18 protein-coding genes and 1 CRISPR repeat array (1 of these 19 running past the window's edge) are annotated in these 22,948 nt (G+C 68.4%); of the genes, 8 read left to right on the forward strand and 10 right to left on the reverse strand.

The genetic code is table 11. From position 1 onward, the window contains the following. Positions 1-18: 18 nt before the first annotated feature. Together DFQ59_RS17685 and DFQ59_RS17690 are read left to right on the forward strand one after the other, a co-directional pair. A complete protein-coding gene (locus DFQ59_RS17685; protein WP_114281063.1) occupies positions 19-945 on the forward strand; it encodes a homocysteine S-methyltransferase family protein in 927 nt (308 codons plus the stop codon). Positions 946-1,019: 74 nt separating this feature from the next. After that, positions 1,020-1,268 (forward strand): hypothetical protein, encoded by a 249-nt coding sequence (locus DFQ59_RS17690; protein WP_114281064.1) that lies wholly within the window; start codon positions 1,020-1,022, stop codon positions 1,266-1,268. Positions 1,269-1,474: 206 nt separating this feature from the next. Here DFQ59_RS17690 and DFQ59_RS17695 read toward each other — a convergent pair whose 3' ends face one another. Further along, a complete protein-coding gene (locus tag DFQ59_RS17695) occupies positions 1,475-2,095 on the reverse strand; it encodes a hypothetical protein (RefSeq protein ID WP_114281065.1) in 621 nt (206 codons plus the stop codon). Positions 2,096-2,258: 163 nt separating this feature from the next. Here DFQ59_RS17695 and DFQ59_RS17700 point away from each other — a divergent pair, with 163 nt between their 5' ends. Beyond that, entirely contained in the window at positions 2,259-2,849 is a 591-nt protein-coding gene (locus tag DFQ59_RS17700; protein ID WP_114281066.1) for a DNA-3-methyladenine glycosylase I, read from the forward strand. 41 nt (positions 2,850-2,890) lie between these two features. On the opposite strand, the gene DFQ59_RS17705 is transcribed toward DFQ59_RS17700, so the two are convergent. Continuing rightward, a complete protein-coding gene (locus tag DFQ59_RS17705; protein WP_114281067.1) occupies positions 2,891-4,054 on the reverse strand; it encodes an MFS transporter in 1,164 nt (387 codons plus the stop codon). Between the two features lie 137 nt (positions 4,055-4,191). Between DFQ59_RS17705 and DFQ59_RS17710 the strand changes: the two genes are divergently transcribed. Continuing rightward, on the forward strand, positions 4,192-4,527 hold the full coding sequence (locus DFQ59_RS17710; RefSeq protein ID WP_211314992.1) for a cupin domain-containing protein: 336 nt from the start codon (positions 4,192-4,194) through the stop codon (positions 4,525-4,527). On the opposite strand, the gene DFQ59_RS17715 is transcribed toward DFQ59_RS17710, so the two are convergent. Continuing rightward, positions 4,506-5,855 carry an ATP-binding protein gene (locus DFQ59_RS17715; protein ID WP_211314993.1) on the reverse strand — a complete coding sequence of 450 codons (1,350 nt, stop codon included), beginning with the start codon at positions 5,853-5,855 and terminating at the stop codon, positions 4,506-4,508. The two genes, DFQ59_RS17710 and DFQ59_RS17715, sit on opposite strands and share 22 nt — an antisense overlap. A gap of 10 nt (positions 5,856-5,865) precedes the next feature. Next, on the reverse strand, positions 5,866-6,570 hold the full coding sequence (locus DFQ59_RS17720) for a response regulator (RefSeq protein ID WP_114281069.1): 705 nt from the start codon (positions 6,568-6,570) through the stop codon (positions 5,866-5,868). Positions 6,571-6,742: 172 nt separating this feature from the next. On the opposite strand from DFQ59_RS17720, the gene DFQ59_RS17725 reads away from it, so the two are divergent. The 3 genes from DFQ59_RS17725 to DFQ59_RS17735 all read left to right on the forward strand — a co-directional run bounded on the left by DFQ59_RS17725 (position 6,743) and on the right by DFQ59_RS17735 (position 8,807). Continuing rightward, complete coding sequence (locus DFQ59_RS17725) at positions 6,743-7,366, forward strand: cytochrome c (RefSeq protein ID WP_114281070.1); 624 nt, start codon at positions 6,743-6,745, stop codon at positions 7,364-7,366. Positions 7,367-7,432: 66 nt separating this feature from the next. Continuing rightward, positions 7,433-8,584, forward strand: coding sequence for an OmpP1/FadL family transporter (locus DFQ59_RS17730; protein ID WP_114281071.1), 1,152 nt, complete (start codon positions 7,433-7,435; stop codon positions 8,582-8,584). A 19-nt stretch (positions 8,585-8,603) separates the two neighbouring features. Continuing rightward, positions 8,604-8,807 carry a YgaP family membrane protein gene (locus tag DFQ59_RS17735; RefSeq protein WP_114281072.1) on the forward strand — a complete coding sequence of 68 codons (204 nt, stop codon included), beginning with the start codon at positions 8,604-8,606 and terminating at the stop codon, positions 8,805-8,807. A 299-nt stretch (positions 8,808-9,106) separates the two neighbouring features. Here the strand turns inward: DFQ59_RS17735 and polX are convergent, their stop codons facing one another. From polX to DFQ59_RS17765, 6 genes are all read right to left on the reverse strand, one after another. Next, positions 9,107-10,831 (reverse strand): DNA polymerase/3'-5' exonuclease PolX, encoded by a 1,725-nt coding sequence (gene polX, locus DFQ59_RS17740; protein ID WP_114281073.1) that lies wholly within the window; start codon positions 10,829-10,831, stop codon positions 9,107-9,109. A 176-nt stretch (positions 10,832-11,007) separates the two neighbouring features. After that, positions 11,008-12,438 (reverse strand): RtcB family protein, encoded by a 1,431-nt coding sequence (locus DFQ59_RS17745; RefSeq protein ID WP_114281074.1) that lies wholly within the window; start codon positions 12,436-12,438, stop codon positions 11,008-11,010. Between the two features lie 106 nt (positions 12,439-12,544). Then, a complete protein-coding gene (locus DFQ59_RS17750; RefSeq protein WP_114281075.1) occupies positions 12,545-12,961 on the reverse strand; it encodes an archease in 417 nt (138 codons plus the stop codon). Between the two features lie 4 nt (positions 12,962-12,965). After that, a complete protein-coding gene (gene ftsH / locus DFQ59_RS17755; RefSeq protein WP_170142213.1) occupies positions 12,966-14,876 on the reverse strand; it encodes an ATP-dependent zinc metalloprotease FtsH in 1,911 nt (636 codons plus the stop codon). A gap of 86 nt (positions 14,877-14,962) precedes the next feature. Then, positions 14,963-15,817: an alpha/beta hydrolase gene (locus DFQ59_RS17760; RefSeq protein ID WP_114281076.1), complete on the reverse strand. Its 855-nt coding sequence runs from the start codon at positions 15,815-15,817 to the stop codon at positions 14,963-14,965. Positions 15,818-15,868: 51 nt separating this feature from the next. Then, positions 15,869-16,594: an MlaA family lipoprotein gene (locus DFQ59_RS17765; protein ID WP_114281101.1), complete on the reverse strand. Its 726-nt coding sequence runs from the start codon at positions 16,592-16,594 to the stop codon at positions 15,869-15,871. Positions 16,595-16,895: 301 nt separating this feature from the next. Between DFQ59_RS17765 and DFQ59_RS17770 the strand changes: the two genes are divergently transcribed. Then, positions 16,896-18,095: a MiaB/RimO family radical SAM methylthiotransferase gene (locus DFQ59_RS17770; protein WP_170142214.1), complete on the forward strand. Its 1,200-nt coding sequence runs from the start codon at positions 16,896-16,898 to the stop codon at positions 18,093-18,095. A 188-nt stretch (positions 18,096-18,283) separates the two neighbouring features. Next, a CRISPR array of direct repeats spans positions 18,284-22,948; the repeat unit is 28 nt; unit sequence TTTCTGAGCTGCCTGTGCGGCAGTGAAG (it continues 3,833 nt past the right edge of the window).

A 22,948-nucleotide genomic window follows, 5' to 3' on the forward strand; every position in this document is an offset into this window, starting at 1 on the left:
AGATCATGCAGGACGCCCATGACCCCGCTTGACCGGAACACCCTCGACCGACACGACTTCATCCTGATGGAGGCCGCCATCGTCGAGCGCCTGCGCCGCGAAAGCGGCGTGGCCCTTCACCCGGAGCTGGTGAACGCGCCGCTCGTCCACGAAGAGCCGGGGCGGGCGGCGATGGCGCGCATCTACGGCGAGTACCTCGCCATCGCCGCCGCGGCGCAGCTGCCGATGCTCATCCTCACCCCCACCTGGCGGGCGAACCGGGAGCGGATCGAGGCGGCGGGGGAGGCGCGCGATCTCAACGGGGACGGCGTGCGTTTCCTGCGCGGGCTGGGCGCGGGGCGGGAGGCGGGCGCGCCGGTGTGGATCGGCGGTCAGATGGGGTGCCGCAACGACTGTTACCGTCCGGAGGAGGGTCTCTCCGCCACGGCGGCGGAGCGTTTCCACGCCTGGCAGGTGGAGCGGCTGGCGGCGGCGGAGCCGGATTTCCTGCTGGCGGCGACGCTGCCGGCGGTGACGGAGGCGACGGGCATCGCCCGGGCCATGGCCCGCAGTGGCCTGCCCTACCTCCTCAGCTTCGTCATCGGCCGGGACGGGCGGGTGCTCGACGGCACTCCCCTGGCCGACGCCGTCGCCGTCATCGACGCCGGCGTGGATGCCCCGCCGCTGGGCTACCAGGTCAACTGCTCCTATCCCACCTTCCTCGACGGCGTGCGGCAGTCGCCGGAGCTGTCCCGGCGGCTGATCGGATTCCAGGCCAACGCCTCGGCGCTGGATCAGGCGGCCCTGGACGGGGCCTGCGCGCTGCAGGCCGAGCCGGTGGCCGAGTGGGGGGAGGCGATGCTGCGGCTGCGGCGCGAACGCGGCCTGAAGCTGCTCGGCGGCTGCTGCGGCACGGGGGCCGCGCACCTGCGCTACCTGGTCGCGCACCGCCGGGAGCTGCCCTGAGCCCGAGCCGTTCCGTCCGGCTCCCGTGCTGTTACACTTCCGCCTGTCCAGGGAGCGGTGACAGGAGTCGGGTGATGGTCAGTCTGCGCATCAGGGTGTTCAAGGGCGGGGAGTCCTCCCCGGAGACCACGGTCAGCATACCCGTGGCCATGCTCCGCTTCGCCGCGCGGCTGCTGCCGCGCCAGACTGCCGGCGCCCTGCGGGAGAAGGGGATCGAGCTGGAGGAGATCATCCGCCTGGCGGACAACCCCGAGGCGCGCGGGACCCTCATCGAGGTGCAGGAGCACCGCAAGGACCAGCGCATCGTGATCGCCCTGGAGTGAGCGCCGGGTCTGATCGGGGATGGTCGGTCTTGAACGCTAAGACACCATGACGCTAAGACGCCAGGAAGCTGAGACAGGTTATTTCAGGATCCAGGTGTTGACTGCGATATCGGGCGGCCGTTTCATGGCACGGCCCGATTATTTCCTTACTCCATCTTGGCGTCTTGGTGCCCTTGCGCCTTTGCGTTGATCATTCCAGGCCGGCATCAGGGTGCGGGTACCTCGCGAACCGTGCTCTCGCCGCCGTCGGCCACGATACGCTCCACCCGGTCGCGCCAGGCCCAGCGGAAGCGGGCCCGGGTGACGGCGTCGGCGGCGCCCTTCAGCACCGCCTGCATGGCCGGGGCCAGGATCGGGTCCGCCGAGATGGACGCGGGGTCATAGGCCAGCGTCACCCCCGCGCCGGTGTCCATGCGCTCGAAGGTGCAGCGCAGCGGCCCCTCGGCCGCGGCGCCGAAGCCCAGCAGGCCGGCGCGCCGGTAGTGCCCGCCCAGGCCCTGGAAGCCGTTGCGGCCGGCGGCGCCCGTCAGCAGGGTCAGGACCTGGCTGAAGGGGCCGTTGGCGCCGGACTCTTCCGCGCCGTGCAGGGTGATCCGAAGCTCTCCGCGGATGCAGGTCTCGCCGCCATAGAGCCGCCGCACCGCCTGCACCGCGGTGACATAGGCCCCCGCCACCGTGGGGCAGGCGTGGCCGGCCAGGCGCACGGCGTCGTCGAAGGTGTAGGTCCAGGTGCCGTCGCCGGCGCCGAGCAGTTCCGCGAGCGGATCGTGGACGGTGAGGCTGGGGCCGGCGTCGAACAGACGCTCGCGGGGGTGGATATCGGCCATGATCACTCCGTGTGCGGTGTGGTTCCGTCCCCGGCAAAATAGTCCGCGTCCGCGGCACCCACCTTGACCTGTCTCAAGTGTCCCCGGGAGAACTGCCGGGGACCCTGTATCAGGGTTGGGATAGACTGGCGGTGATCATCTATTCCGTCTCCGGGAGAACAGAATGGAGAAAGCCAACGCCGCCCGCTGCCCCTGGTGCCTGGGCTCGGCGCGCTACCGCGACTACCACGACCGCGAATGGGGCGTTCCTGCCCGCGATCCCGCCCACCTGTTCGAGATGCTGATCCTGGAGGGCGCCCAGGCGGGACTCTCCTGGTCCACCATCCTCAACAAGCGGGAGAACTACCGCCGCGCCTTCCACGGCTTCGACCCCGAGCGCATGGCGCGCTACAACGCCCGCAGCATCGGGCGGCTGCTCGCCGATCCCGGCATCGTCCGCAACCGGCTGAAGGTGGAGGCGGCGGTGGGCAACGCCCGCGCCTGGCTCGATCTGTGCGGGCGGGAGGGGGACGTGGCCGCCTTCCTGTGGCAGTTCGTGAACGGCCGCCCGGTGGTGAACCGCTGGCGCGCCATGGAGGAGGTGCCGGTCACCACCCCCGCCGCGGAGGCCATGAGCCGCGCCCTGAAACGGGCCGGGTTCCGCTTCGTGGGCCCCACCATCTGCTACGCCTACATGCAGTCGGTGGGGATGGTGAACGACCACCTGGTGAGCTGCTATCGGCATGCCGAGCTGGCCGGCGCTGCCGCTGGTTGAGGGCCGGGCGCCCCCTTTACCGGCGGACGCGGGGCGCCGGGTCAGGCCCGGAACCGGCCCAGCAGGGGCAGGAAGGCCAGGGCGCAGAGCACCTCCAGGCCGCCCACCACCAGGAAGGCGGCCGGGTAGGCCGGGGCTCCCTCGCTGCCGAGCAGCGTCACCAGGGCGCCGCCGGCCAGGGGACCGGCGACGAAGCCCAGCGATCCGGCCAGGTTGAAGCCGCTCATGGCGCTCGCCTTCTGCTGCGGGCCGGCCAGCTCGGCTGTGAGCACCAGCGAGGGGGCGTACATCAGCGCCGCCACCACCCCGCCGCCGAGCATCAGCCAGACGATGGCCCTCCCGGGCGCGAAGCCCACCGCGGTCAGCACCACCCCGTAGAGGAGACTGCCCAGGATCATCATTCCCAGCCGGTTCCAGCGCCGCGACAGCAGTCCCGAGGGGTAGGTGAGCAGGGCGAAGGGGATGAGGAACGCGGCCATCACCGCCCCGATCTCGCGGGCCGACAGCCCCTGTTCGGTGGCGAGGTAGAGGGAAAGGGTGGAGACGATGAAGCCCACCGTCAGGCGGTCGATGAAGGCGAAGGCGTAGGGCACCAGCAGCCGGCGGCCGGCCAGCAGGGATCGCAGCAGGCGGCCCAGCCCCGGGCGGCTGCCCGTTGCGGGGCCTTCGCGCAGGGCGGCGAGGGCGAACAGGGCCAGGGCCAGCATCAGCGCGCTGCCGTAGCCCGGCACCCGCAGGGCGTCGCCGTGTCCCACCACGCCGCCCAGTGGTGCGCCGGTGGCCACGCCCAGGCTCACCGCCGCGCCCACCAGGCCCATGGCGCCGCCCTCGCCGCCGCGCCGGGCATGGTCCGCCCCGAGGGCCATGAGCAGGCTCAGGGCGCTGATGTGGGCGCAGCCCTCCAGGAAACGCCAGCCCAGGTAGGCCGGGTAGGACCACTCACGGGTCAGCATCCACAGCGCCAGGGTGTTCACCAGCAGGGCCGCGACGATGATCACCCGGCGCCGGCCCAGGGCGTCGGAGACGATGCCGGCGATGGGGGCGAAGAGCAGCGCGCCGGCCATGTTGGCCGACATGAACAGGTGCTTGTCGAAGTCCGTGAGGTGGGGGTGCCGCCCCAGGGTCAGCTCGTTCAGCACCGGCACCATCCCGGTGACCGGGAGCATCAGCAGGTAGATGCAGATCGTGACGGGAATCAGGTGCATGCCGGCCTCCGGGACATCTGCGGGGCTCCCTCAGGGCGAGTGGTGAATGTGGTTTTGTCCGGGTCTGGGTGGGTAAGATACCGCGACCGGGAACCGGGACACAGTGACCGGGCAGCTAGCCGGAGGAGATCGACACGGTGTTCACGAAGGACGCGATGAAGCGGGAATGGCGCGAACCGGTGGCGGGGGTGCGCCAGGTGACCACGGTCCACGGCGAGAAAACGCTCATGACCGAGTTCCGCCTGGAGGCGGGTGCGGTGATCCCGCCCCATGCCCACCCCTACGAGCAGACCGGGTATCTGATATCAGGTCGGATGCGGATGCGCATCGGGCCGGACTGGTTCGAGGCCCGGGAAGGCGACAGCTGGTGCATCCCCGGCGGCGTCGAGCACGAGGTGCGGGTGGAGGCGGCGTGCCGGGTGGTGGAGGTGTTCGCCCCGGTGCGGGAGGACTACCTGCCGGCCGCGGTCTGAGCCCCCTTCCGCTTCGTCTCCAGCGGCACGCTGACCACCGCCGCCATGCCGCCGCCCTCCCGGGGCTCCAGCCGGAGCCCCCAGCCGTTGGCGCTGGCGAGCTGGCGCACCACGGCGAGCCCCAGTCCGCTGCCGCCCGTGGCGCTGCTGCGCGAGCCTTCCAGGCGGTAGAAGGGCCGGAACACCGCCTCGAGCTGGTCGGCGGGGATGCCGGGCCCCCGGTCCAGCACCCGGATTTCCACCGCGCCGGCGTCACAGCGGCAGGTGACCTCCACCGGCGCCCCGTCCCCGTAGCGGACGGCGTTCTCCAGCAGATTGGCCACCACGCGGCGCAGGGCCAGGGCGTGCAGGGCATGGCGGCAGCCGCTGCAGCCGGGCCCCGTCACCTCCGTGCCGCGCAGCCCGAACTGCGTCACCAGGTCGGCAAGCAGCGCCCCCACCACCACGGTCTCCCCGCCGCCGCCCTCCAGTTCCCGGCTGATCTCCAGGAACTGGGCGATGAGGCGGTTCATGTTCTCCAGGTCGCGCCGGATGCCCGCCATCAGCTCCGGGTCTCCGCCCTCGTCGGGCAGCATGGCCAGCGCCAGCTGGATCTGGGTCATGGGGGTGCGCAGGTCGTGGGAGATGCCGGCCAGCAGGGTGGTGCGGTTGGCCACCAGCTCCCGGACCCGGCGCACCATGCGGTTGAAGCTGGCGGCCAGGGCCGCCAGCTCCTCGGGACCCTGTTCGGGCACCGGCTCGGGCCAGTCGCCCGCGCCGAGTCGCTTGGCCGCCCCCGAGAGCCGTTCCAGCGGCGCGGTGAGACGGCGCACCAGCGCGATGGCGGTCAGCAGCGTCACCCAGGCGCCCACGCTGAGCACGAGAATCAGCGCGACGGGTGGCTGCACCCCGATCCGGGTCCGGGAGAATCCGACCCGGATCGGGCCGTCGGCGGAGGGCAGGTCGGCCCAGAACCAGGGCTGTCCCTCCGCGTCCCGGCTGCTCAGCAGGGTCAGGGGCGCGCCCGTGCGCTGCTCCAGCGCCTGCTCGAGGAAGTAGCGGTAGGGCAGCCAGCTGCGGCTGGGGGGCAGGTCGGGGCCGGGCGCGACGATGACCAGTCCATCCCCGGCGTAGAGCCGCTCGGCGAACGCCGCCGGGTCCGCCGCGGCGCGCCACTCCGCGGCGGTCTTGAGCATGAGCGCGGCCAGATCGTCGGCCGAGCGCTGCCCCAGGGGCATCAGCAGCAGCACGGCGATGACCGCCAGGGTGAAGATCTGGAAGCCCACCGACACCAGGGCGATGGTGGCCAGGGTCCTGCCGAACAGGGTGCGGGGTCGCGGCAGGCGCATCGATCGCCGTTCAGCCGCTGGTGGAGAAGAGGTAGCCGGCGCCCCAGGCGGTACGCAGGTAGACGGGTGCGGCGGGGTCGGTCTCGATCTTGCGCCGCAGCCGGTTGACGCAGACGTCGATGCTGCGATCGAAGGGCCCGCGCTCGTAGCCCTTGGTCTGCTCGAGCAGGAAGTCGCGGCTGAGCACCCGGTCGGGGTGGAGGACGAAGACCCGCAGCAGTCCGAACTCGCTGGCGGTCAGGGCGATCTCCTCCTCCCCGCGGGTGAGCCGCCGGCGGGCGAGATCCAGGCGGAAGGGGCCGAAGCTGCGTTGCGCTTCCGCCGCGCCGGCCGGTTCTGTCGCCTGGCTGCGGCGCAGGACGGCCCGCACCCGCGCCAGCAGTTCGCGGGGATTGAAGGGCTTGGCCAGGTAGTCGTCGGCGCCCACCTCCAGGCCCACGATCCGGTCCACCTCGTCCCCCCGCGCCGAGAGGATGATGATGGGCTGGCTGCCCTGGCCGCGGAGCTTGCGCGCCAGGGACAGCCCGTCCTCGCCGGGCAGCATCAGGTCGAGGATGACCAGGTCCACGGCCTGGCGCGCCAGGTGGCGCTCCATGGCCGCGCCGTCGGCCACGGCCTCCACCTCGAAGCCCTGTTCGCCGAGGTAGCGTGTCAGCAGCGCCCGCAGCTCCGGCTGATCGTCCACCACCAGCAGTCTGTAGGGCCGTTCTGTCATCGGCTCGCTCGCATCCGGTTGATCCCGCCCCGTTACAACCTGTTACAGCCTGTTACCGCCAGGCAATCGGGTCCACACAACTCTGCGCCAGTTTTGGGGGCAGGGCGGCCACCCGCGTTCGGGCGGGAAAGCCGGCCCCTGAACCATCCCTGGACAGCAGAGGAGAGACTCGATGAGAAATGCATTCCGTGCGCACCGGCCGCCGCGCCGCGCAATTCTGGCGTTGTCGCTGGCGTGTGGCCTGTTGGTGGGCCCTGGCGCCTCCGCCCAGCAGCCGGCCAAGCCGACCCCGGAACAGATGCAGGCGCTGCAGCAGATGATGCAGCAGCAGATCCAGCTCATGCAACCGGAGCTGGCGCAGCGGGTCAAGGGACTCTCCCCCGAGACCAAGCAGCTGCTGCTGCGCATCTACTCGCAGCACAACCGCCACAGCGACAGAATCACCCTCCGCCACGTGATGCACGAGGTGCTCGCCGACTACCACAGCATGAATGCCGGGATCCTCACCGACAACCCGGAACAGGCCGCCGACAGCGCCCGGCGGCTGGCCAACCACCGCATTCCCCGCGGCGGCCTGCTGCCCTACCTGAAGCTCGACGACATCACCGACGAGAAGCTTTCGGCCCTGGCCAGCTTCAACGACAGCGTGGAGGGCAATGCCAAGCGGCTCGCCGCGGCGGCGGAGCAGGGGGACATGGCCGGGGCGGCCGGGCTGGTGGGCGAAATCACCGCCGGCTGCGTCGGCTGCCACCAGATGTTCCGCGGCGTTCCCGGCATCTCGCCGCTGCTCAAGTAGACCAACAACACGCCCCGGCAAGGGGCGGGAATTGACGTTCAGTTCTCCGATGGAGGAGCACGCACAATGAACAGAATCGCTTCGATGGCCGCCACCGTGGGTGTCGGCATGGGGATCCTCTCGGCGCCGGCACTGGCCACCAACGGCGACCAGATGCTCGGCGTGACCGCCATGCAGTGGGGCATGGCCGGCGCCTACACCGCCGCCCCCCAGGATGCCGCCACGGTGCTCACCAACCCCGCGGGGCTGGCCAACCTGCCCATGGAGGAGTTCCGCGCCGATCTGGGCTTCGGTTTCCTCAATCCGCCACGCAAGGCCAACGGCCTGGACAGTGACTCCGATCTCTACCTGATTCCCTCCGGCGCCATGGCCTACCGGATCAACGACCGGCTCACCTTCGGCATGGGCATGGCGGGACTCTCGGGCATGGGGGTGGACTTCCCCGACACCGCGCCGGGGCTGGCGGGCAACCAGGCGGTGGTGACCACCAAGCAGTTCTACAAGATCGCCCCGGGCATCGGCTTCCGGGTCAACGATCGCCTCTCCCTGGGGGCCGCGCTCAATCTCGACTACCAGAGCCTGGCCCTCTACAACCCCAACTTCCAGCTGCCCCAGAACCAGGTCTACGGCTTCGGCGCCACCCTCGGCGCCACCTACCGGGTGAGCGACGCCCTCACCCTGGGTGTCTCCTACGCCACCAGGCAGGCCATGGACGAGTTCAAGTGGAACACGCTGGCGGGCGAGTACGGCATGACCATGGACGCACCGCCCATCCTCAGCGTGGGCCTCGCCTTCGAGCCCATGCCCGGGCTGCTGGTGGAGGCGGACGTGAAGCACATCGGCTTCAGCGAGGTGCTGGACAAGGTGGACTTCAACACCCCCGGGGGCAAGACCCAGATGAACTTCGGCTGGGACGACCAGACCGTGTTCGCCATCGGCGTGCAGAAGCAGGTCAACCCGAAGACCACCGTGCGCCTGGGCTTCAACTACGGCGAATCGCCCATCGGTCCCGAGGACGTGGACAGCAACATCGGCTCCCTGGCCATCACCGAGAAGCACCTTTCCCTCGGCGTGACCCGCCAGCTCGGCCAGCGGCTGTTCGGCTCGCTCTCCTTCGCCCACGCCTTCCACAACAAGGTGACCTCCAACTCGGGCAGCGGCAACACCATCGAGCTGGAACAGAACATCGTCAACCTGCAGATGACCTACCGGTACTGACCAAGAGGAGAACCGGATCATGAACGTGGATCGAATCGTGCACCTGGTGGCGGGAGTGATGGTGCTGCTCGGCATCACCCTCTCGCTGACCGTCCACCCCTACTGGATCGCCCTCAGCGCCTTCGTGGGCATCAACCTGACCCAGAGCGGGCTGACCAACTTCTGTCCGCTCGCCGCCATCCTCAAGCGCGCCGGGGTACAGGAGGGCTCCTGCTGTAGTTGAGTGATTTCACCACGAAGGCACGAAGGACACGAAGAGAAAACAGATGAGTTAACCGCAGATTGGCGTTGATTGACGTTGATTTCCCATTGACCGCTCACCGCGCTGGTAACGGGATGGTGCGTTTGGGTGGTTCCCGGGGAGATCTTGTTCTCTTCTCCCCGTGGCTGTTGCAGGGTATTAAGGCAGCCGCAGGCGAATCAGCGCAAATCAACGTCAATCTGCGGTCAACAAGGTCCTTTCGCTTTTCTTCGTGACCTTCGTGCCTTCGTGGTGAATCTATTAGTTTTTCCCACGGCGGGTCATTGCCTCCGCTGCAGCAGTTTCCGCAGAGCGGTCAGGGACCGCGTGTTGAGGACGTCGCCGGGCTCCAGCCAGCCGCGGCGGGCCTGGCCGATGCCGTCGCGCAGGTGGTCGAAGTCCTGGACGCTGTGGGCGTCGGAGCTGATGGCCACCTTCACCCCTTCCTCCTTCGCCAGCCGGCAGTGGGTGTCGAGCAGATCGAGCCGCTCGGGGTGGGCGTTGAGCTCCAGGAAGCAGCCGTGCCGCTTCGCCGCGCGGATGATGCGCGGCATGTCCACGTCGTAGGGTTCGCGCTCGCCGATGAGACGCCCGCCGGGGTGGGCGAGGATGTGGACGTTGGGGTTGGCCAGCGCCGTGAGGATGCGGCGGGTCTGGCGCTCGCGGGAGAGGTCGAACTTCCCGTGGATCGCCGCCACCACCAGGTCCAGCTCCCCGAGCACCTCGTCCGGCAGGTCCAGGCTGCCGTCCTCCAGGATGTCCACCTCGATGCCCTTGAGCAGGGTGATGCCCCGCAGCCGCCCGTTGAGGCGGTCGATGGCGCGGCCCTGCTCCCGCAGCCGCTTCGGATCCAGGCCGTGGGCCATGGTGAGGCGGCGCGAGTGCTCGGTGATGGCGAGATACTCCAGGCCGCGTTCCCGGGCCGCCGCCGCCATCTCCTCCAGTGAGGCGTGGCCGTCGGTGGCCGTGGTGTGGGCATGGAGGTCGCCCCGCAGCGCCTCCAGGGTTACCAGCTCCGGGAGCCGGCCCGCCTCGGCGGCCTCGATCTCGCCCTGGTTCTCGCGCAGCTCGGGCGCGATCCACGGCAGCCCGACGGCCGCGAACACCGACTCCTCCGTCCCGCCCGCCACCCGCTTCCCGCCCCTGAACACGCCGTACTCGTTGAGCTTCAGCCCGCGGGACTGGGCGCGGCGGCGCACGGCGATGTTGTGGGCCTTGCTGCCGGTGAAGTAGTGCAGCGCCGCGCCGAAGCTCTCCGCGGCCATCACCCGCAGGTCCACCTGCAGGCCGGAGCGCAGGGTCACGGTGGCGCGGGTGGAGCCCCGGGACTGCACCTGGACCACCTCGTCGTAGGCGCTGAAGCGCTCCATGACGGCCTCCGGGTTGGTGGCGGTCACCAGGATGTCGATGTCGCCCACGGTGTCCCGGCAGCGCCGATAGCTGCCGGCGATGACCGCCCGCTCCACGCCCCGCACCTTCGCGAGGTAGTCCCGCAGGGGTTCGGCGTACTGGGCGGCGACGGCATGGCGGAAGCGCCGCGTCGTGCCCAGCCGCGCCTCCAGCGCCGCCAGCAGCTTCTGCTCGGTCTTCTCGCCGAAGCCGTGGAGCTCCCGCAGGCGCCCGTCGCGGGCGGCGCGGTAGAGCTGCTTCGGGGTCTCGATCTCCAGCTCGTGGTAGAGGGCGTGGACCCGCTTCGGCCCCAGCCCCGGCAGGTGCAGCAGCTCGCCGAGGGACTCGGGCACCTCGCGCTTGAGCTTCTGCAGCGCCCGCAGCCTTCCCGTCTCCACCAGCTCCCGGAGCTTCGCCGCCAGGTCCTTGCCGATGCCCGGCAGCTCGGTCAGGTCCGCGCCCGCCGCGAGCATCTCGCCCACCTCCCGCGACAGGTTCTCCACCGTGCGCGCCGCGTTGCGGTAGGCCCGCACCCGGAACGGGTTGGCCGCCTCGATCTCCAGCAGATCGGCGATCTCGTTCAGCGCTGCGGCGATGTCGGCATTGTGCGTTGGCATGTTCAGTTATCCGCAGATTACGCAGATTACGCAGATTCCGTAGATAAACCGCTGTTGCCTTCCGGATGCCTCGTAAGCGATCCCGCGTTTGCGCTGCTTGTCCGCCCTTGAAAACCGCTCCAATTCCACCGGAAAACCATCTGCGTAATCTGCGTAATCTGCGGAAAAGAAGGTTTCTAGCCCTTGATGCAGACCATTGGTTCGAGGCGGGCGACCTTCTTCGCCAGGCCCGCGGCGTGGGCGGCGTCCACCACCGCGCCGACGTCCTTGTAGGCGCCGGGGGCCTCCTCGGCCACCCCGCGCAGGGAGGTGCTGCGGATGAGGATGCCGCGGCTGGCCAGCTCCTTCACCACCTCGCCGCCGCGCCACTGGCGGGTGGCCTGGTGGCGGCTCATGCTGCGCCCGGCGCCGTGGCAGGCGGAGGCGAAGGCGCGCTCCCCGCCGTCGCCGGCGCCGGCCAGGATGTAGGAGCCGGTGCCCATGCTGCCGCCGATGATGACCGGCTGGCCGGCCACGCGCAGCTCGGGGGGCAGCGAGGGGTGGCCGGGGCCGAAGGCGCGGGTGGCGCCCTTGCGGTGGACGAACAGCCGCCGGTCGCGCCCCGCCACCCGGTGATTCTCCTCCTTGCAGGTGTTGTGGGAGACGTCGAACAGCAGGTCCAGGCGGGCCTCGGGCAGCACGTGGCCGAAGGCGCGGCGGGTCAGGTGGGTGAGGATCTGGCGGTTGGCGAGCGCGCAGTTGATGCCGGCGCGCATGGCGCCCAGGTAGGCGCGGCCGATGTCCGATTCGAGCGGGGCGCAGGCCAGCTCCCGGTCGGCCAGGGTGATGCCGTGGCGGGCGGCCGCAACGGCCATCTCCTTGAGGTACTCGGTCCCGATCTGGTGGCCGAGGCCGCGCGAGCCGCAGTGGATGCTGACCACCACGTCGCCCACCGCCAGGCCGTAGGCGCCGGCGGCGGCCTCGTCGTAGACCGCCACCACCTGCTGCACCTCCAGGTAGTGGTTGCCCGAGCCGAGGGTTCCCATCTCCCGCTTCTGCCGCTCCTTGGCGCGCACGGACACCCGGGTCGTGTCGGCGCCGGCCATGCAGCCATGCTCCTCGGTGCGCTCCAGGTCCGCCGCCTCGCCGTAGCCCTGCTCCACCGCCCAGCGGGCGCCGCCCTCCAGCATGGCGTCCATCTCCCGCGCCGAGAGGCGGATGGAGCCGGTGCTGCCCACGCCGGCGGGGATGGAGTTGTAGAGCACCGCGGCAAGGGTCTCCTTGTGCTTCTCCACCGCCGCGCGCTTGAGTCCGGTGTGCAGGGTGCGCACGCCGCAGGAGATGTCGAAGCCCACCCCGCCGGCGGAGATGACGCCGCCCTCGCGCGGGTCGAAGGCCGCCACCCCGCCGATGGGGAAGCCGTAGCCCCAGTGGGCATCGGGCATGGCGTAGGCCGCCTCCACGATCCCCGGCAGCCCCGCCACGTTGCAGAGCTGCTCGTAGACCTTGCTGTCCATCTCCCGCAGCAGCGTCTCGTCGGCAAACAGCACCCCGGGCACGCGCATGGGGCCATGGGGCGGGATGCGCCACTCGGTGTCGTTCACCTTCTCGAGCAGATGAAGGTCCATGGATGATCCGTGTTCCGTGTTCCGTGTTCCGTGTTCCGGAGAACGGCTGTGTTTCCGGATGTGTTTTACGGATCAATCGGTGGTGGACGGACAACCTGGCGTGGCTTCAGACGTCCACGACGCAGCGGGCGTTCCAGTCGCCGTCCGCGTCCCGGTAGACCCTGAGTTCAGTATAGGTGGCGCCCTTCACCTCCACCGTGGGCTGGTGGCGCCCGCGGTCCACCGCCTCGCCCCAGGCCCTGCCGTGCAGCGTCCCGCCGTCGATGCGCACCTCGAAGCGAGAGAAGAGCAGGCCGCGGGTGGCCATCTCGTAGACCAGGGCGTTGAGCCAGTCCACCAGCAGCAGCTCCGCATCCGGTGCTTCGCAGTCGATCTCGACCAGGGTCTCGGGGCGGACGCCGGCGGGGTCGGTGATGACGGCGGTGAGCGCCAGCGCGGCCTGTTCGAAGGACTCGCCGAGGGTGGCGCCGCGGCCGTGGACGCCGATGTCCGCCACGTGGTGGAAGTGCTCCCAGGCGGGCATCGGCTCAGCCCTCGCCATGCAGGCGGTGGACCGGCCCGGTTGGATGTTCGGGTATGACGGCGGGGCCGAGGCAGGCATCGATGGCGGCCCGCTCCAGGGTTTCATGCTCCTCCAGTTCCCCGATCAGCCGCTCGAGCGCCTCGCGGCGTTGCTCGATGAGCTTGCGGGCGCGGGCCTCCGCCTGCTGCAGCAGATCATGAACCGCCTCGTCCACCGCCTGGGCGGAGTGCTCGCTGAAGTGGCGGGGCTGGGCGATCTCCCGGCCCAGGAACGGGTGGGACTCGCTGTCGCGCAGGTCCACGGGACCGACGCTCTCCGACATGCCCCAGCGCGCCACCATGGCGCGGGCGAGGTTGGTGGCCTGGCGGATGTCGTCGTCGGCCCCCGAGCTCACCGAGCCGAGCAGGACCTGCTCGGCGGTACGTCCGGCCAGGATGACCGCGAGCCGGTCGTGCAGGTACTCCTCGGGCAGGGTGTGGCGCTCCTGCTCGGGCAGCTGCTGGGTCCCGCCGAGCGCCTGCCCGCGGGGAATGATGGTGACCTTGTAGAGGGGATCCGCGTGGGGCAGGAAGTGGGCGGCGAGGGTGTGCCCGGCCTCGTGGACCGCCAGCCGGTGGCGCTCCTCGGGCTGGATGACCAGCGTCCGCACCGCCCCCATCAGCAGTCGGTCGCGGGCCTCGTCGAAATCCTGCGCCGTCACTTCCCGGCGCTGCTGCCGGGCGGCGAGAATCGCCGCCTCGTTCACCAGGTTCTTGAGATCCGCCCCGGAGAAGCCCGGGGTGCCGGCGGCCACGGTGTCCAGCGCCACGCCGGCGGCCAGCGGCACCTTGCGGGTGTGGACTTCCAGGATCGCCAGCCGGTCCCGGCGGTCGGGCAGGTCGAGGGTCACGTGGCGGTCGAAGCGGCCCGGGCGCAGCAGGGCCGGGTCGAGCACGTCCGGGCGGTTGGTGGCCGCCACCACGATGACCGCCTCGCGGCCGGTGAAGCCGTCCAGCTCGGCGAGGATCTGGTTCAGGGTCTGCTCGCGCTCGTCGTGGCCGCCGCCGAGCCCGGTGCCCCGGGTGCGGCCGATGCTGTCCAGTTCGTCGATGAAGATGATGCTGGGCGCGCTCTTCTTGGCCGCCTCGAACAGGCGCCGGACCCGGGCCGCGCCCACACCCACAAAGACCTCGATGAACTCGGAGGCGGAGATGGTGTAGAAGGGCACCCCCGCCTCGCCCGCCAGGGCCTTCGCCATCAGGGTCTTGCCGGTCCCGGGCGGGCCCATCAGCAGCACGCCGCGGGGCACCTCGGCGCCCACTTGGCGGAACTGCTCGGGGTGGCGCAGGTAGTCCACCAGCTCGCTCACCTCGCGCTTGGCGTTCTCCTGGCCGGCCACGTCCTCGAAGGTGATCTTGCTGGTCTGCGGCTTCAGGGTTTCAGGCTCGAGGAACTGCTTCAGGTCGCCGCGGCCGCCGAGGCCGCCGGCCAGGTTGCGGTAGGTGCGGCGCAGGAACCAGATGTAGAAGCCGATGAGCAGCAGCCACGGCAGGGTGGAGACGAGCGCCGGGCCCCAGCCGCCCTCGCCGGTCTCGGGCGGCAGGGCGCGAACATCCACCCCGTGCTCCTCGAGCAGCGGCATCAGTTCGGGGTCGCCGAGGTCGGGCACCCGGGTGCGGAAGGCCTCGGCCGGACGGCCGCTGCGCTCGTCCATGATCGGATTGCGCAGCCGCCCCCGGACGACCGGGCCGCGCAGATCCACCGCCTGCACCTGCTCGTTCACCACCAGGGACTTGAACCGGGTATAGGCGATCTCCGCCTCGGGCGCCGCCGGCTCCCGGGGCGTGCTGAGCAGCAGCATGGCCATGAACAGGGCGAGGGCGCCCAGCACCAGCCAGCGCTGCAGGGGCTGCGGGGATTCGGGTGTCTGGTTCATGGCCGGGCCTGACCGGTTCCCGGGGACCATGGCTCAACTCGGCGGGCCCCTGACCTCAGGTTAGAACCGGGCGGGGGTTTTCGCCACTACCGGGGGCGGGCCGGGCGGTCCCGCAGGGCGTCGAGAAAGGCCGCCAGCCCGGCCCGGTAGGCCGCGCGGCCGAGGTGGTAGCCGGTGTTGTGGCTGCCGTGCAGGGTGAGGAACCGCTTCGGCTCCCGGGCCGCGGTGTAGAGCCGCTCGCCGTGGGCGAAGGGAATGATCTCGTCCTCCCGGCTGTGCACCACCAGCACGGGAACGTCGATGCGCGCCATCAGCCCCAGGGTGTCGTAGCGCAGCCGGGAAATCAGCCGCACCGGCAGCCAGGGGTAGAGCTCGGCGCCGAGGTCGGGCACCGAGGTGAAGGTGGACTCCAGGATCAGGGCGCGCGGCGGCGTGGCTGCCGCTGCCAGGTCCGCCGCCAGACGTGCGGCGACGGCGCCGCCGAGGGAGCGGCCGAACAGTACTACCCGGCCCGGTTCAAAGCCGCGGGTCCCCACCAGGTGCTCCCAGCCGGCCCGGGCGTCGTGGCGGGTGCCCGCCTCCGAGGGCTCCCCCTCGCTGTCGCCGTAGCCGCGGTAGTCGAGGATCAGCACCGCCAGCCCCAGGTCGTGGAACAGCCGCAGGGAGTCGAGCCGGTGGCCGCGGTTGCCGGCATTGCCGTGCAGGAACAGCAGGGCGGTGTCGGCCCCTTCGGCGGGGAGATACCAGGCGCCGAGCCCGAACCCGTCGGCGGTGGCGAGGCGTACCGGTTCCCAGGCCAGGCCCGCCTGGTCGGGCGTGGTGGTGAGATCCCGGGCGGGCAGGTCGGGCAGGTAGAGCAGACGCGGCTGGGTGAGGGCGATCCAGAGCACCACCGCCCCGTAGGCGGTGGCGGGGAGCAGGAGCAGGTGCCACCAGCGCATGGTCGGGGTGCCGGAAACGGCGCGGGCACCCGAAGGTGCCCGCGCGTCGAATCACTCCGTTTCCTGGTCCTCTTCCGGCGGCGCCGCGCCGTCCAGGATCAGCCGCTCCCGGCGCTGCAGGTAGCCCTCGCGCAGGAAGACGTAGGGATCCATGGCCGCCTCGTCGAAGACCCGCTCCGCCCGCAGCAGATCGGCGCGGGTGTCCACCGTGTCCAGCGCGTAGAGCCAGTAGCGATCCTCGTCGGGGTTCACCTGGGCCAGCGGGTGGGTATAGGTGTCCACCACCAGGCCGAAGGTGTCGCGCACCGTGCTCGGGCCGAAGAAGGGCAGCACCACGTAGGGGCCGCTGTCGATGCCCCAGACGCCCAGGGTCTGGCCGAAGTCCTCGTTGCGCTTGGGCAGGTCCATGTGGCTGGCCACGTCGAAGACGCCGAGCAGGCCGAAGGTGGAGTTGAACACCACGCGGGTGAAGCCCTCCGCCGCCTCCACGGGCTTGCCCTGGAGCAGGGCGTTGAGGAAGCTCAGGACATCGTCGAGGTTGCCGAAGAAGTTGGTCACCATGCGGCTCACCGGCGCCGGCACCGCGGCGTCGTAGATCTCGCCCATGGGCTTGATCAGCATGGTGTCCAGGCCGTCGTTGAAGGTGTACATGGCGCGGTTGAAGCCCTGGAACGGATCGCGGGCGTCGCGCTCCTCCATGGGCACCGAGGCGCAGCCGCCGAGGAGCAGCAGCAGGACGAGGAGGGCTAAGGCTTTCCAGTGCTTCTTGTTGTTCATGGGGTAGTCCATCCCATCCGTTAAGTCTGTCTGGTTGCCCGGGGAGAGTCTGGCAAACTCCCCGGGGCTGCTACGGTACCGCTACCGCTCCGGCGCTGCGCCAGGGCGCTTGCCGCCCGTCCCGACGGCGGGGTCATGGTGGCTCATTCTAGCGGAAAAGTGCTGAATGAACAGACGACTCGTGCCGTTTTGCCAACGAATTGCCGTTTTCGGCCTCCACGGCCGGGCTGCGGTTCCTCGCTGGCGTCTGCCTCGTTTATACTCAGCGATTGTTCCCTGGACCGTTTCCAGACCTCCCCCGGTGAAATTCCACATCCGCAATCTCGGCTGCAAGATGAACTGGCTCGATGCCGCGCGCGTGAGCGCCGCGTTGCAGGGCGCCGGGCACGTGCTCGTGGATGACGAGGCCGAAGCCGAGTATGTCCTGGTCAACAGCTGCACCGTGACCGCCGAGGCCGATCGCAAGTCGCGCCAGATGGCCCAGTCGGCCCGGCGGGCGGAGAAGGAGGTGGTGGTGTTCGGCTGCGGGCCCCGGGCCGACCGGGAGGGCTGGCGCCGGCGCCTGCCCGTGGCGGTGCGGCTCGAGGACGAAAGCGCGCTGCTGCGGCGGTTCGGCGCGGAGGAGGGCGGGGAGCCCTTCCCGGCCCTCTCCCGCACCCGCCTGCCGGTGGCGATCCAGACCGGCTGCGACGACACCTGCAGCTTCTGCATCACCCGCATCGCCCGCGGCGCCCACCGCAGCCATCCCGCGCAGCGCATCGTCGAGCATGTCCGCACGGCGGCGGAGCTGGGGATACGGGAGGTGGTGCTCACCGGCATCAACCTGGCCGCCTGGGGCAGCTCCCACACCAAGGCGGCGCCGGCCGAGGCGCGCCTCGGCGAGCTTCTGCGGCGCCTCCTCGACGAGACCGGCATTCCCCGGATTCGCCTCTCCTCCCTGGGTCCGCAGTACCTGCAGCGGGACTTCTTCGCCGCCTTCGCCGATCCCCGCGTCTGCGATCACCTGCACCTGTCCATCCAGAGCGGCTCGGACAGCGTCCTGGAGCGGATGGACCGCGGCCACGACGCCGCCACCATGGAGCGGGTGGTGGAAAGGGCTCGGGCCCTGCGCCCCGACCTGGCGCTGACGGCCGATTTCATCGTCGGCTTTCCTGGCGAGAGCGGGGCGGAGTTCGCCGCGACCGCGGGCCTGGTGGAGCGGCTGGGCTTCGCCAAGCTGCATGTCTTCCCCTTCTCGCCCCGCGAAGGCACCCCGGCGGCGGCGTTGCCCGACGGGCTCGACCCCGCTGAGCGCAAGCGCCGCGCGGCCGAGCTGCGCGCCCTGGGCCAGGCGACCCGCCGGGAGTTCCTCGACAGCCAGCTGGGACGCCGGCACACCGTGCTGACCGAGCGCAACGAAACCGGCCTGACCACCAACTACATCCGCGTCCGCACCCCCGGCGCCGCGGAGGGCGACCTGGTGGAAACGGTGCTGGCACGGGACAACCTGGCCGATTCGTGAAAAAGGCTCACCACGAGAAAATCACTCACCACGAAGGACACGAAGAAAGACACAAGGCCGCCAACCACAGATTGACGTTGATTTACGTTTATTGATCAGAATCTGCAGGGTTCTGATGATTTTCTGTAAGTTTCTGGGCTCTGTGCGGCAGTGAACTCCAGCGCCACGAACGCGCAGGACTCGGCAATTTTCTGAGCTGCCTGTGCGGCAGTGAAGCACCTCGGCGGTGTCGGGGCTCTGCAGCGTCATTTCTGAGCTGCCTGTGCGGCAGTGAAGAGATTTCCTCCAGTGTACCGGGTTCTCCGTGTTTTCTGAGCTGCCTGTGCGGCAGTGAAGGTCTACGGCGACATCGGCGCCAGCTGGGACGATTTCTGAGCTGCCTGTGCGGCAGTGAAGTTGATGCGGCGCAGCCAGTCGGCGTGCAGCTCTTTCTGAGCTGCCTGTGCGGCAGTGAAGGCGTAGTCGCGCAGCTCGGCGCTGTTGCCGATTTTCTGAGCTGCCTGTGCGGCAGTGAAGATCAAGAAGGGCGTACCGGAGTCCTACGACCATTTCTGAGCTGCCTGTGCGGCAGTGAAGATGTCCGATACCTGGGGCAAGTTCGTGGTGGTTTTCTGAGCTGCCTGTGCGGCAGTGAAGGACGGCGAATACTCGCGCGTATCCGGTTCCGTTTTCTGAGCTGCCTGTGCGGCAGTGAAGGTGTCCACGGCGCCGAGACTGGCCTTGCCGTTTTTCTGAGCTGCCTGTGCGGCAGTGAAGGTGTACAACCACGTGCTACCGGCTGCCCGGGTTTTCTGAGCTGCCTGTGCGGCAGTGAAGCCAGCCAGCCGATGGGGTCTAGGTCGCCGGCCTTTCTGAGCTGCCTGTGCGGCAGTGAAGCGGATAGCCATCGCGTCGCCGGTCGCCTCCAGTTTCTGAGCTGCCTGTGCGGCAGTGAAGTTCGTGTTCCAGTCATAAGCCCATCGAGCGATTTTCTGAGCTGCCTGTGCGGCAGTGAAGAGAACGCGCGCCCGACGAATCACCGTGTCGATTTTCTGAGCTGCCTGTGCGGCAGTGAAGTAATGCGCTGACAGATTGGCCAGCGCCGGACTTTTCTGAGCTGCCTGTGCGGCAGTGAAGGTCCGGCTGCCCCGTGACGCAATTCTGCTGAGTTTCTGAGCTGCCTGTGCGGCAGTGAAGCTCCCAGGCCTCCGGCTTGTCCGTCATGCCCATTTCTGAGCTGCCTGTGCGGCAGTGAAGGAACCCGGAGACGGGGCGCACGGTTGCTGTGTTTTCTGAGCTGCCTGTGCGGCAGTGAAGGGCGGGCGCTCATCACGCGGCCCTGGCGGCCGTTTCTGAGCTGCCTGTGCGGCAGTGAAGGCGTTGCATGCGCCCATTCTCCGCGACACTCATTTCTGAGCTGCCTGTGCGGCAGTGAAGCACCGCCGTCCAGGCGATGACGTCAGCGAATTTTTCTGAGCTGCCTGTGCGGCAGTGAAGGGCAGGGTCGGTGCCGAGTTGCTCGGGGTAGATTTTCTGAGCTGCCTGTGCGGCAGTGAAGGAAGGGCGAAACAATCGCCGGGCAGGTGTCGCTTTCTGAGCTGCCTGTGCGGCAGTGAAGGTGGCCGAGGAGCTGCGCCTGGAACTGGTGCTTTTCTGAGCTGCCTGTGCGGCAGTGAAGGCTTTGGCTCCCGTCGAGCAGACGGTGGCCCATTTCTGAGCTGCCTGTGCGGCAGTGAAGGTTTGCCTATCCACTGGCGCCCGTTGGTCAGATTTCTGAGCTGCCTGTGCGGCAGTGAAGGCGGCCGCTCACGGGCCACAACTACCTGTGGCTTTCTGAGCTGCCTGTGCGGCAGTGAAGGGTGTAGGTGAGGATGTCCCTGTCCTCATCCTTTTCTGAGCTGCCTGTGCGGCAGTGAAGGCCAACCCACTCGCCCAACTCCGACCTCTCCCTTTCTGAGCTGCCTGTGCGGCAGTGAAGATGACACACTGCTCCGTCTGCATCGGCCAGACTTTCTGAGCTGCCTGTGCGGCAGTGAAGTAGATGTAGCCGGCCGTTGTACCGGCCCGGCTTTTCTGAGCTGCCTATGCGGCAGTGAAGACGCCACGCAAGGCACCACCATCGGGCACGTATTTCTGAGCTGCCTGTGCGGCAGTGAAGCCCTCCCAAGATCATCCACGCGAGCGCCGCTTTTTCTGAGCTGCCTGTGCGGCAGTGAAGAAGTGGGTCGAGTGGCTCATGGGGTGGCCGCTCTTTCTGAGCTGCCTGTGCGGCAGTGAAGTTACCCACCCAGCCACGCCAAGCATCCGAGTATTTCTGAGCTGCCTGTGCGGCAGTGAAGGTGACTCGACGACACACAACGCTCGTCTTGATTTTCTGAGCTGCCTGTGCGGCAGTGAAGAGGGCCTTGCCCTACCTCGTCGGCCTCGCCCGTTTCTGAGCTGCCTGTGCGGCAGTGAAGGTACCTCACAGGTCAGAGTTTTTCCGCCAGCTTTTCTGAGCTGCCTGTGCGGCAGTGAAGGGGGTAGCGTCCGGCCAGCACAGCAGCCCGCCTTTCTGAGCTGCCTGTGCGGCAGTGAAGCGTCACCATTGGCATCCACCACCGCGCCGGCCTTTCTGAGCTGCCTGTGCGGCAGTGAAGCGTCACCATTGGCATCCACCACCGCGCCGGCCTTTCTGAGCTGCCTGTGCGGCAGTGAAGGCAGATTGGACTGTCCGGGTCGATTTCAGCCTTTTCTGAGCTGCCTGTGCGGCAGTGAAGGATGTGCTTGAGCACTTCTTCGGGCACCTGATTTTCTGAGCTGCCTGTGCGGCAGTGAAGGTCAGCTGGGGGCTGGAGCACGATGTCAGCATTTTCTGAGCTGCCTGTGCGGCAGTGAAGTGATTGTCTGGTAGCTGGCACTTGGCGTCGCCTTTCTGAGCTGCCTGTGCGGCAGTGAAGTTGCTGCGCGGGTCGAAGTGCCACAGCAGATCGTTTCTGAGCTGCCTGTGCGGCAGTGAAGATGTAGACGCAAGCACCCTTCGGTGCGCTCTGTTTTCTGAGCTGCCTGTGCGGCAGTGAAGGAGGGCAGCGACCCGGCGCAGATCCGCGAGACTTTCTGAGCTGCCTGTGCGGCAGTGAAGCAGTGAGAGAGGCTAGCAGCGCGCCACGGGTGTTTCTGAGCTGCCTGTGCGGCAGTGAAGATCGGCACGGGCTACTGGGAACAGCTTCAGGCTTTCTGAGCTGCCTGTGCGGCAGTGAAGGCCGGCTCCGCCTGAAGGCGCAGCACCGGGATTTTCTGAGCTGCCTGTGCGGCAGTGAAGTTCTTTTCCGTTGTCGTTGTGGTGGTTGTTGTTTTCTGAGCTGCCTGTGCGGCAGTGAAGGCATGGGCCAAGGTGGAGCGCGCGGTGCGCGTTTTCTGAGCTGCCTGTGCGGCAGTGAAGGTGGTGACGGACTCCAGCGCGAATGTCATCGATTTCTGAGCTGCCTGTGCGGCAGTGAAGGTATAGCCGCCGTTTTGCTCGAGGCGCTGGATTTTCTGAGCTGCCTGTGCGGCAGTGAAGCTCGTGCGCGAGAACAAACAGCACGTGCGACTTTTCTGAGCTGCCTGTGCGGCAGTGAAGGAGTTCGTTCAGGGCTCGAAGAGCATCCAGGTTTTCTGAGCTGCCTGTGCGGCAGTGAAGTACGTGGGCGACAAAGGCAACCCGATCCGGCTTTTCTGAGCTGCCTGTGCGGCAGTGAAGTGGCTCGCGCCCACGCCAGTGGCATCGGTAACTTTCTGAGCTGCCTGTGCGGCAGTGAAGTTTCACGTCCACATGATGCAGGTGCCCCATATTTTCTGAGCTGCCTGTGCGGCAGTGAAGCTGCCGCGCCTCCGTATATGGCTATATCAGCATTTCTGAGCTGCCTGTGCGGCAGTGAAGCCCGGCTTGGCCGACTGGCTGTTAACCGTAATTTTCTGAGCTGCCTGTGCGGCAGTGAAGGTGCTTGCCACGAAGTTGATGGTGTCCTCATTTTTCTGAGCTGCCTGTGCGGCAGTGAAGTATGTCTCCGATTTCGGAGAGGTCCGTTTTGTTTTCTGAGCTGCCTGTGCGGCAGTGAAGTGAGCCTGCAGCCCAACGACATCATCCCGCTTTTTCTGAGCTGCCTGTGCGGCAGTGAAGTCCCTTGCCAGGACATTAGCGTTGCCGGTCGTTTTCTGAGCTGCCTGTGCGGCAGTGAAGGGCAGCGGCAGCGGACTCACTGAGCACGCCGTTTTCTGAGCTGCCTGTGCGGCAGTGAAGGAAGTGACCGGACACACGTACCTGATCAAACATTTCTGAGCTGCCTGTGCGGCAGTGAAGGATCTCCAATACCGCACCACCGGACGCGCTGATTTCTGAGCTGCCTGTGCGGCAGTGAAGCTCCCGTTCTGCCGCCTTCACCGCCACCTGCATTTCTGAGCTGCCTGTGCGGCAGTGAAGCAGGGCGTGGTATGGAATGAGTCCGGGGGGTTTTTCTGAGCTGCCTGTGCGGCAGTGAAGGCCCGGGCCCGCCTGGAGGATGTGACGCCAGAGTTTCTGAGCTGCCTGTGCGGCAGTGAAGGGGTCCAGGAACCAGGGCGGTGCTGGAGCATCTTTCTGAGCTGCCTGTGCGGCAGTGAAGTACGTGGCCGCTGTAAATGCCGCGGTGGCCAATTTCTGAGCTGCCTGTGCGGCAGTGAAGCCGGAACGGTGCGCCGGCCTCCCAGTCCCACATTTCTGAGCTGCCTGTGCGGCAGTGAAGGACGTAGATGTTCATGGTTCACACTCCTTGCTTTTCTGAGCTGCCTGTGCGGCAGTGAAGGGAGACGGTTTTTCACCCAACCGCGCCCGTCTTTTCTGAGCTGCCTGTGCGGCAGTGAAGTTATCTCCATCC

Source organism: Thioalbus denitrificans (genome assembly GCF_003337735.1).
Classification (GTDB): domain Bacteria; phylum Pseudomonadota; class Gammaproteobacteria; order DSM-26407; family DSM-26407; genus Thioalbus; species Thioalbus denitrificans.

Coding starts and splice junctions, on each gene's coding strand:
- DFQ59_RS17735 (WP_114281072.1), top strand. CDS start 8,604: ATGAACGTGGATCGAATCGTGCACCTGGTGGCGGGAGTGATGGTGCTG.
- polX (WP_114281073.1), bottom strand. CDS start 10,831: ATGCCAACGCACAATGCCGACATCGCCGCAGCGCTGAACGAGATCGCC.
- DFQ59_RS17725 (WP_114281070.1), top strand. CDS start 6,743: ATGAGAAATGCATTCCGTGCGCACCGGCCGCCGCGCCGCGCAATTCTG.
- DFQ59_RS17750 (WP_114281075.1), bottom strand. CDS start 12,961: ATGCCCGCCTGGGAGCACTTCCACCACGTGGCGGACATCGGCGTCCAC.
- DFQ59_RS17685 (WP_114281063.1), top strand. CDS start 19: ATGACCCCGCTTGACCGGAACACCCTCGACCGACACGACTTCATCCTG.
- DFQ59_RS17705 (WP_114281067.1), bottom strand. CDS start 4,054: ATGCACCTGATTCCCGTCACGATCTGCATCTACCTGCTGATGCTCCCG.
- DFQ59_RS17720 (WP_114281069.1), bottom strand. CDS start 6,570: ATGACAGAACGGCCCTACAGACTGCTGGTGGTGGACGATCAGCCGGAG.
- DFQ59_RS17760 (WP_114281076.1), bottom strand. CDS start 15,817: ATGCGCTGGTGGCACCTGCTCCTGCTCCCCGCCACCGCCTACGGGGCG.
- DFQ59_RS17695 (WP_114281065.1), bottom strand. CDS start 2,095: ATGGCCGATATCCACCCCCGCGAGCGTCTGTTCGACGCCGGCCCCAGC.
- DFQ59_RS17690 (WP_114281064.1), top strand. CDS start 1,020: ATGGTCAGTCTGCGCATCAGGGTGTTCAAGGGCGGGGAGTCCTCCCCG.
- ftsH (WP_170142213.1), bottom strand. CDS start 14,876: ATGAACCAGACACCCGAATCCCCGCAGCCCCTGCAGCGCTGGCTGGTG.
- DFQ59_RS17730 (WP_114281071.1), top strand. CDS start 7,433: ATGAACAGAATCGCTTCGATGGCCGCCACCGTGGGTGTCGGCATGGGG.
- DFQ59_RS17745 (WP_114281074.1), bottom strand. CDS start 12,438: ATGGACCTTCATCTGCTCGAGAAGGTGAACGACACCGAGTGGCGCATC.
- DFQ59_RS17700 (WP_114281066.1), top strand. CDS start 2,259: ATGGAGAAAGCCAACGCCGCCCGCTGCCCCTGGTGCCTGGGCTCGGCG.
- DFQ59_RS17765 (WP_114281101.1), bottom strand. CDS start 16,594: ATGAACAACAAGAAGCACTGGAAAGCCTTAGCCCTCCTCGTCCTGCTG.
- DFQ59_RS17715 (WP_211314993.1), bottom strand. CDS start 5,855: ATGCGCCTGCCGCGACCCCGCACCCTGTTCGGCAGGACCCTGGCCACC.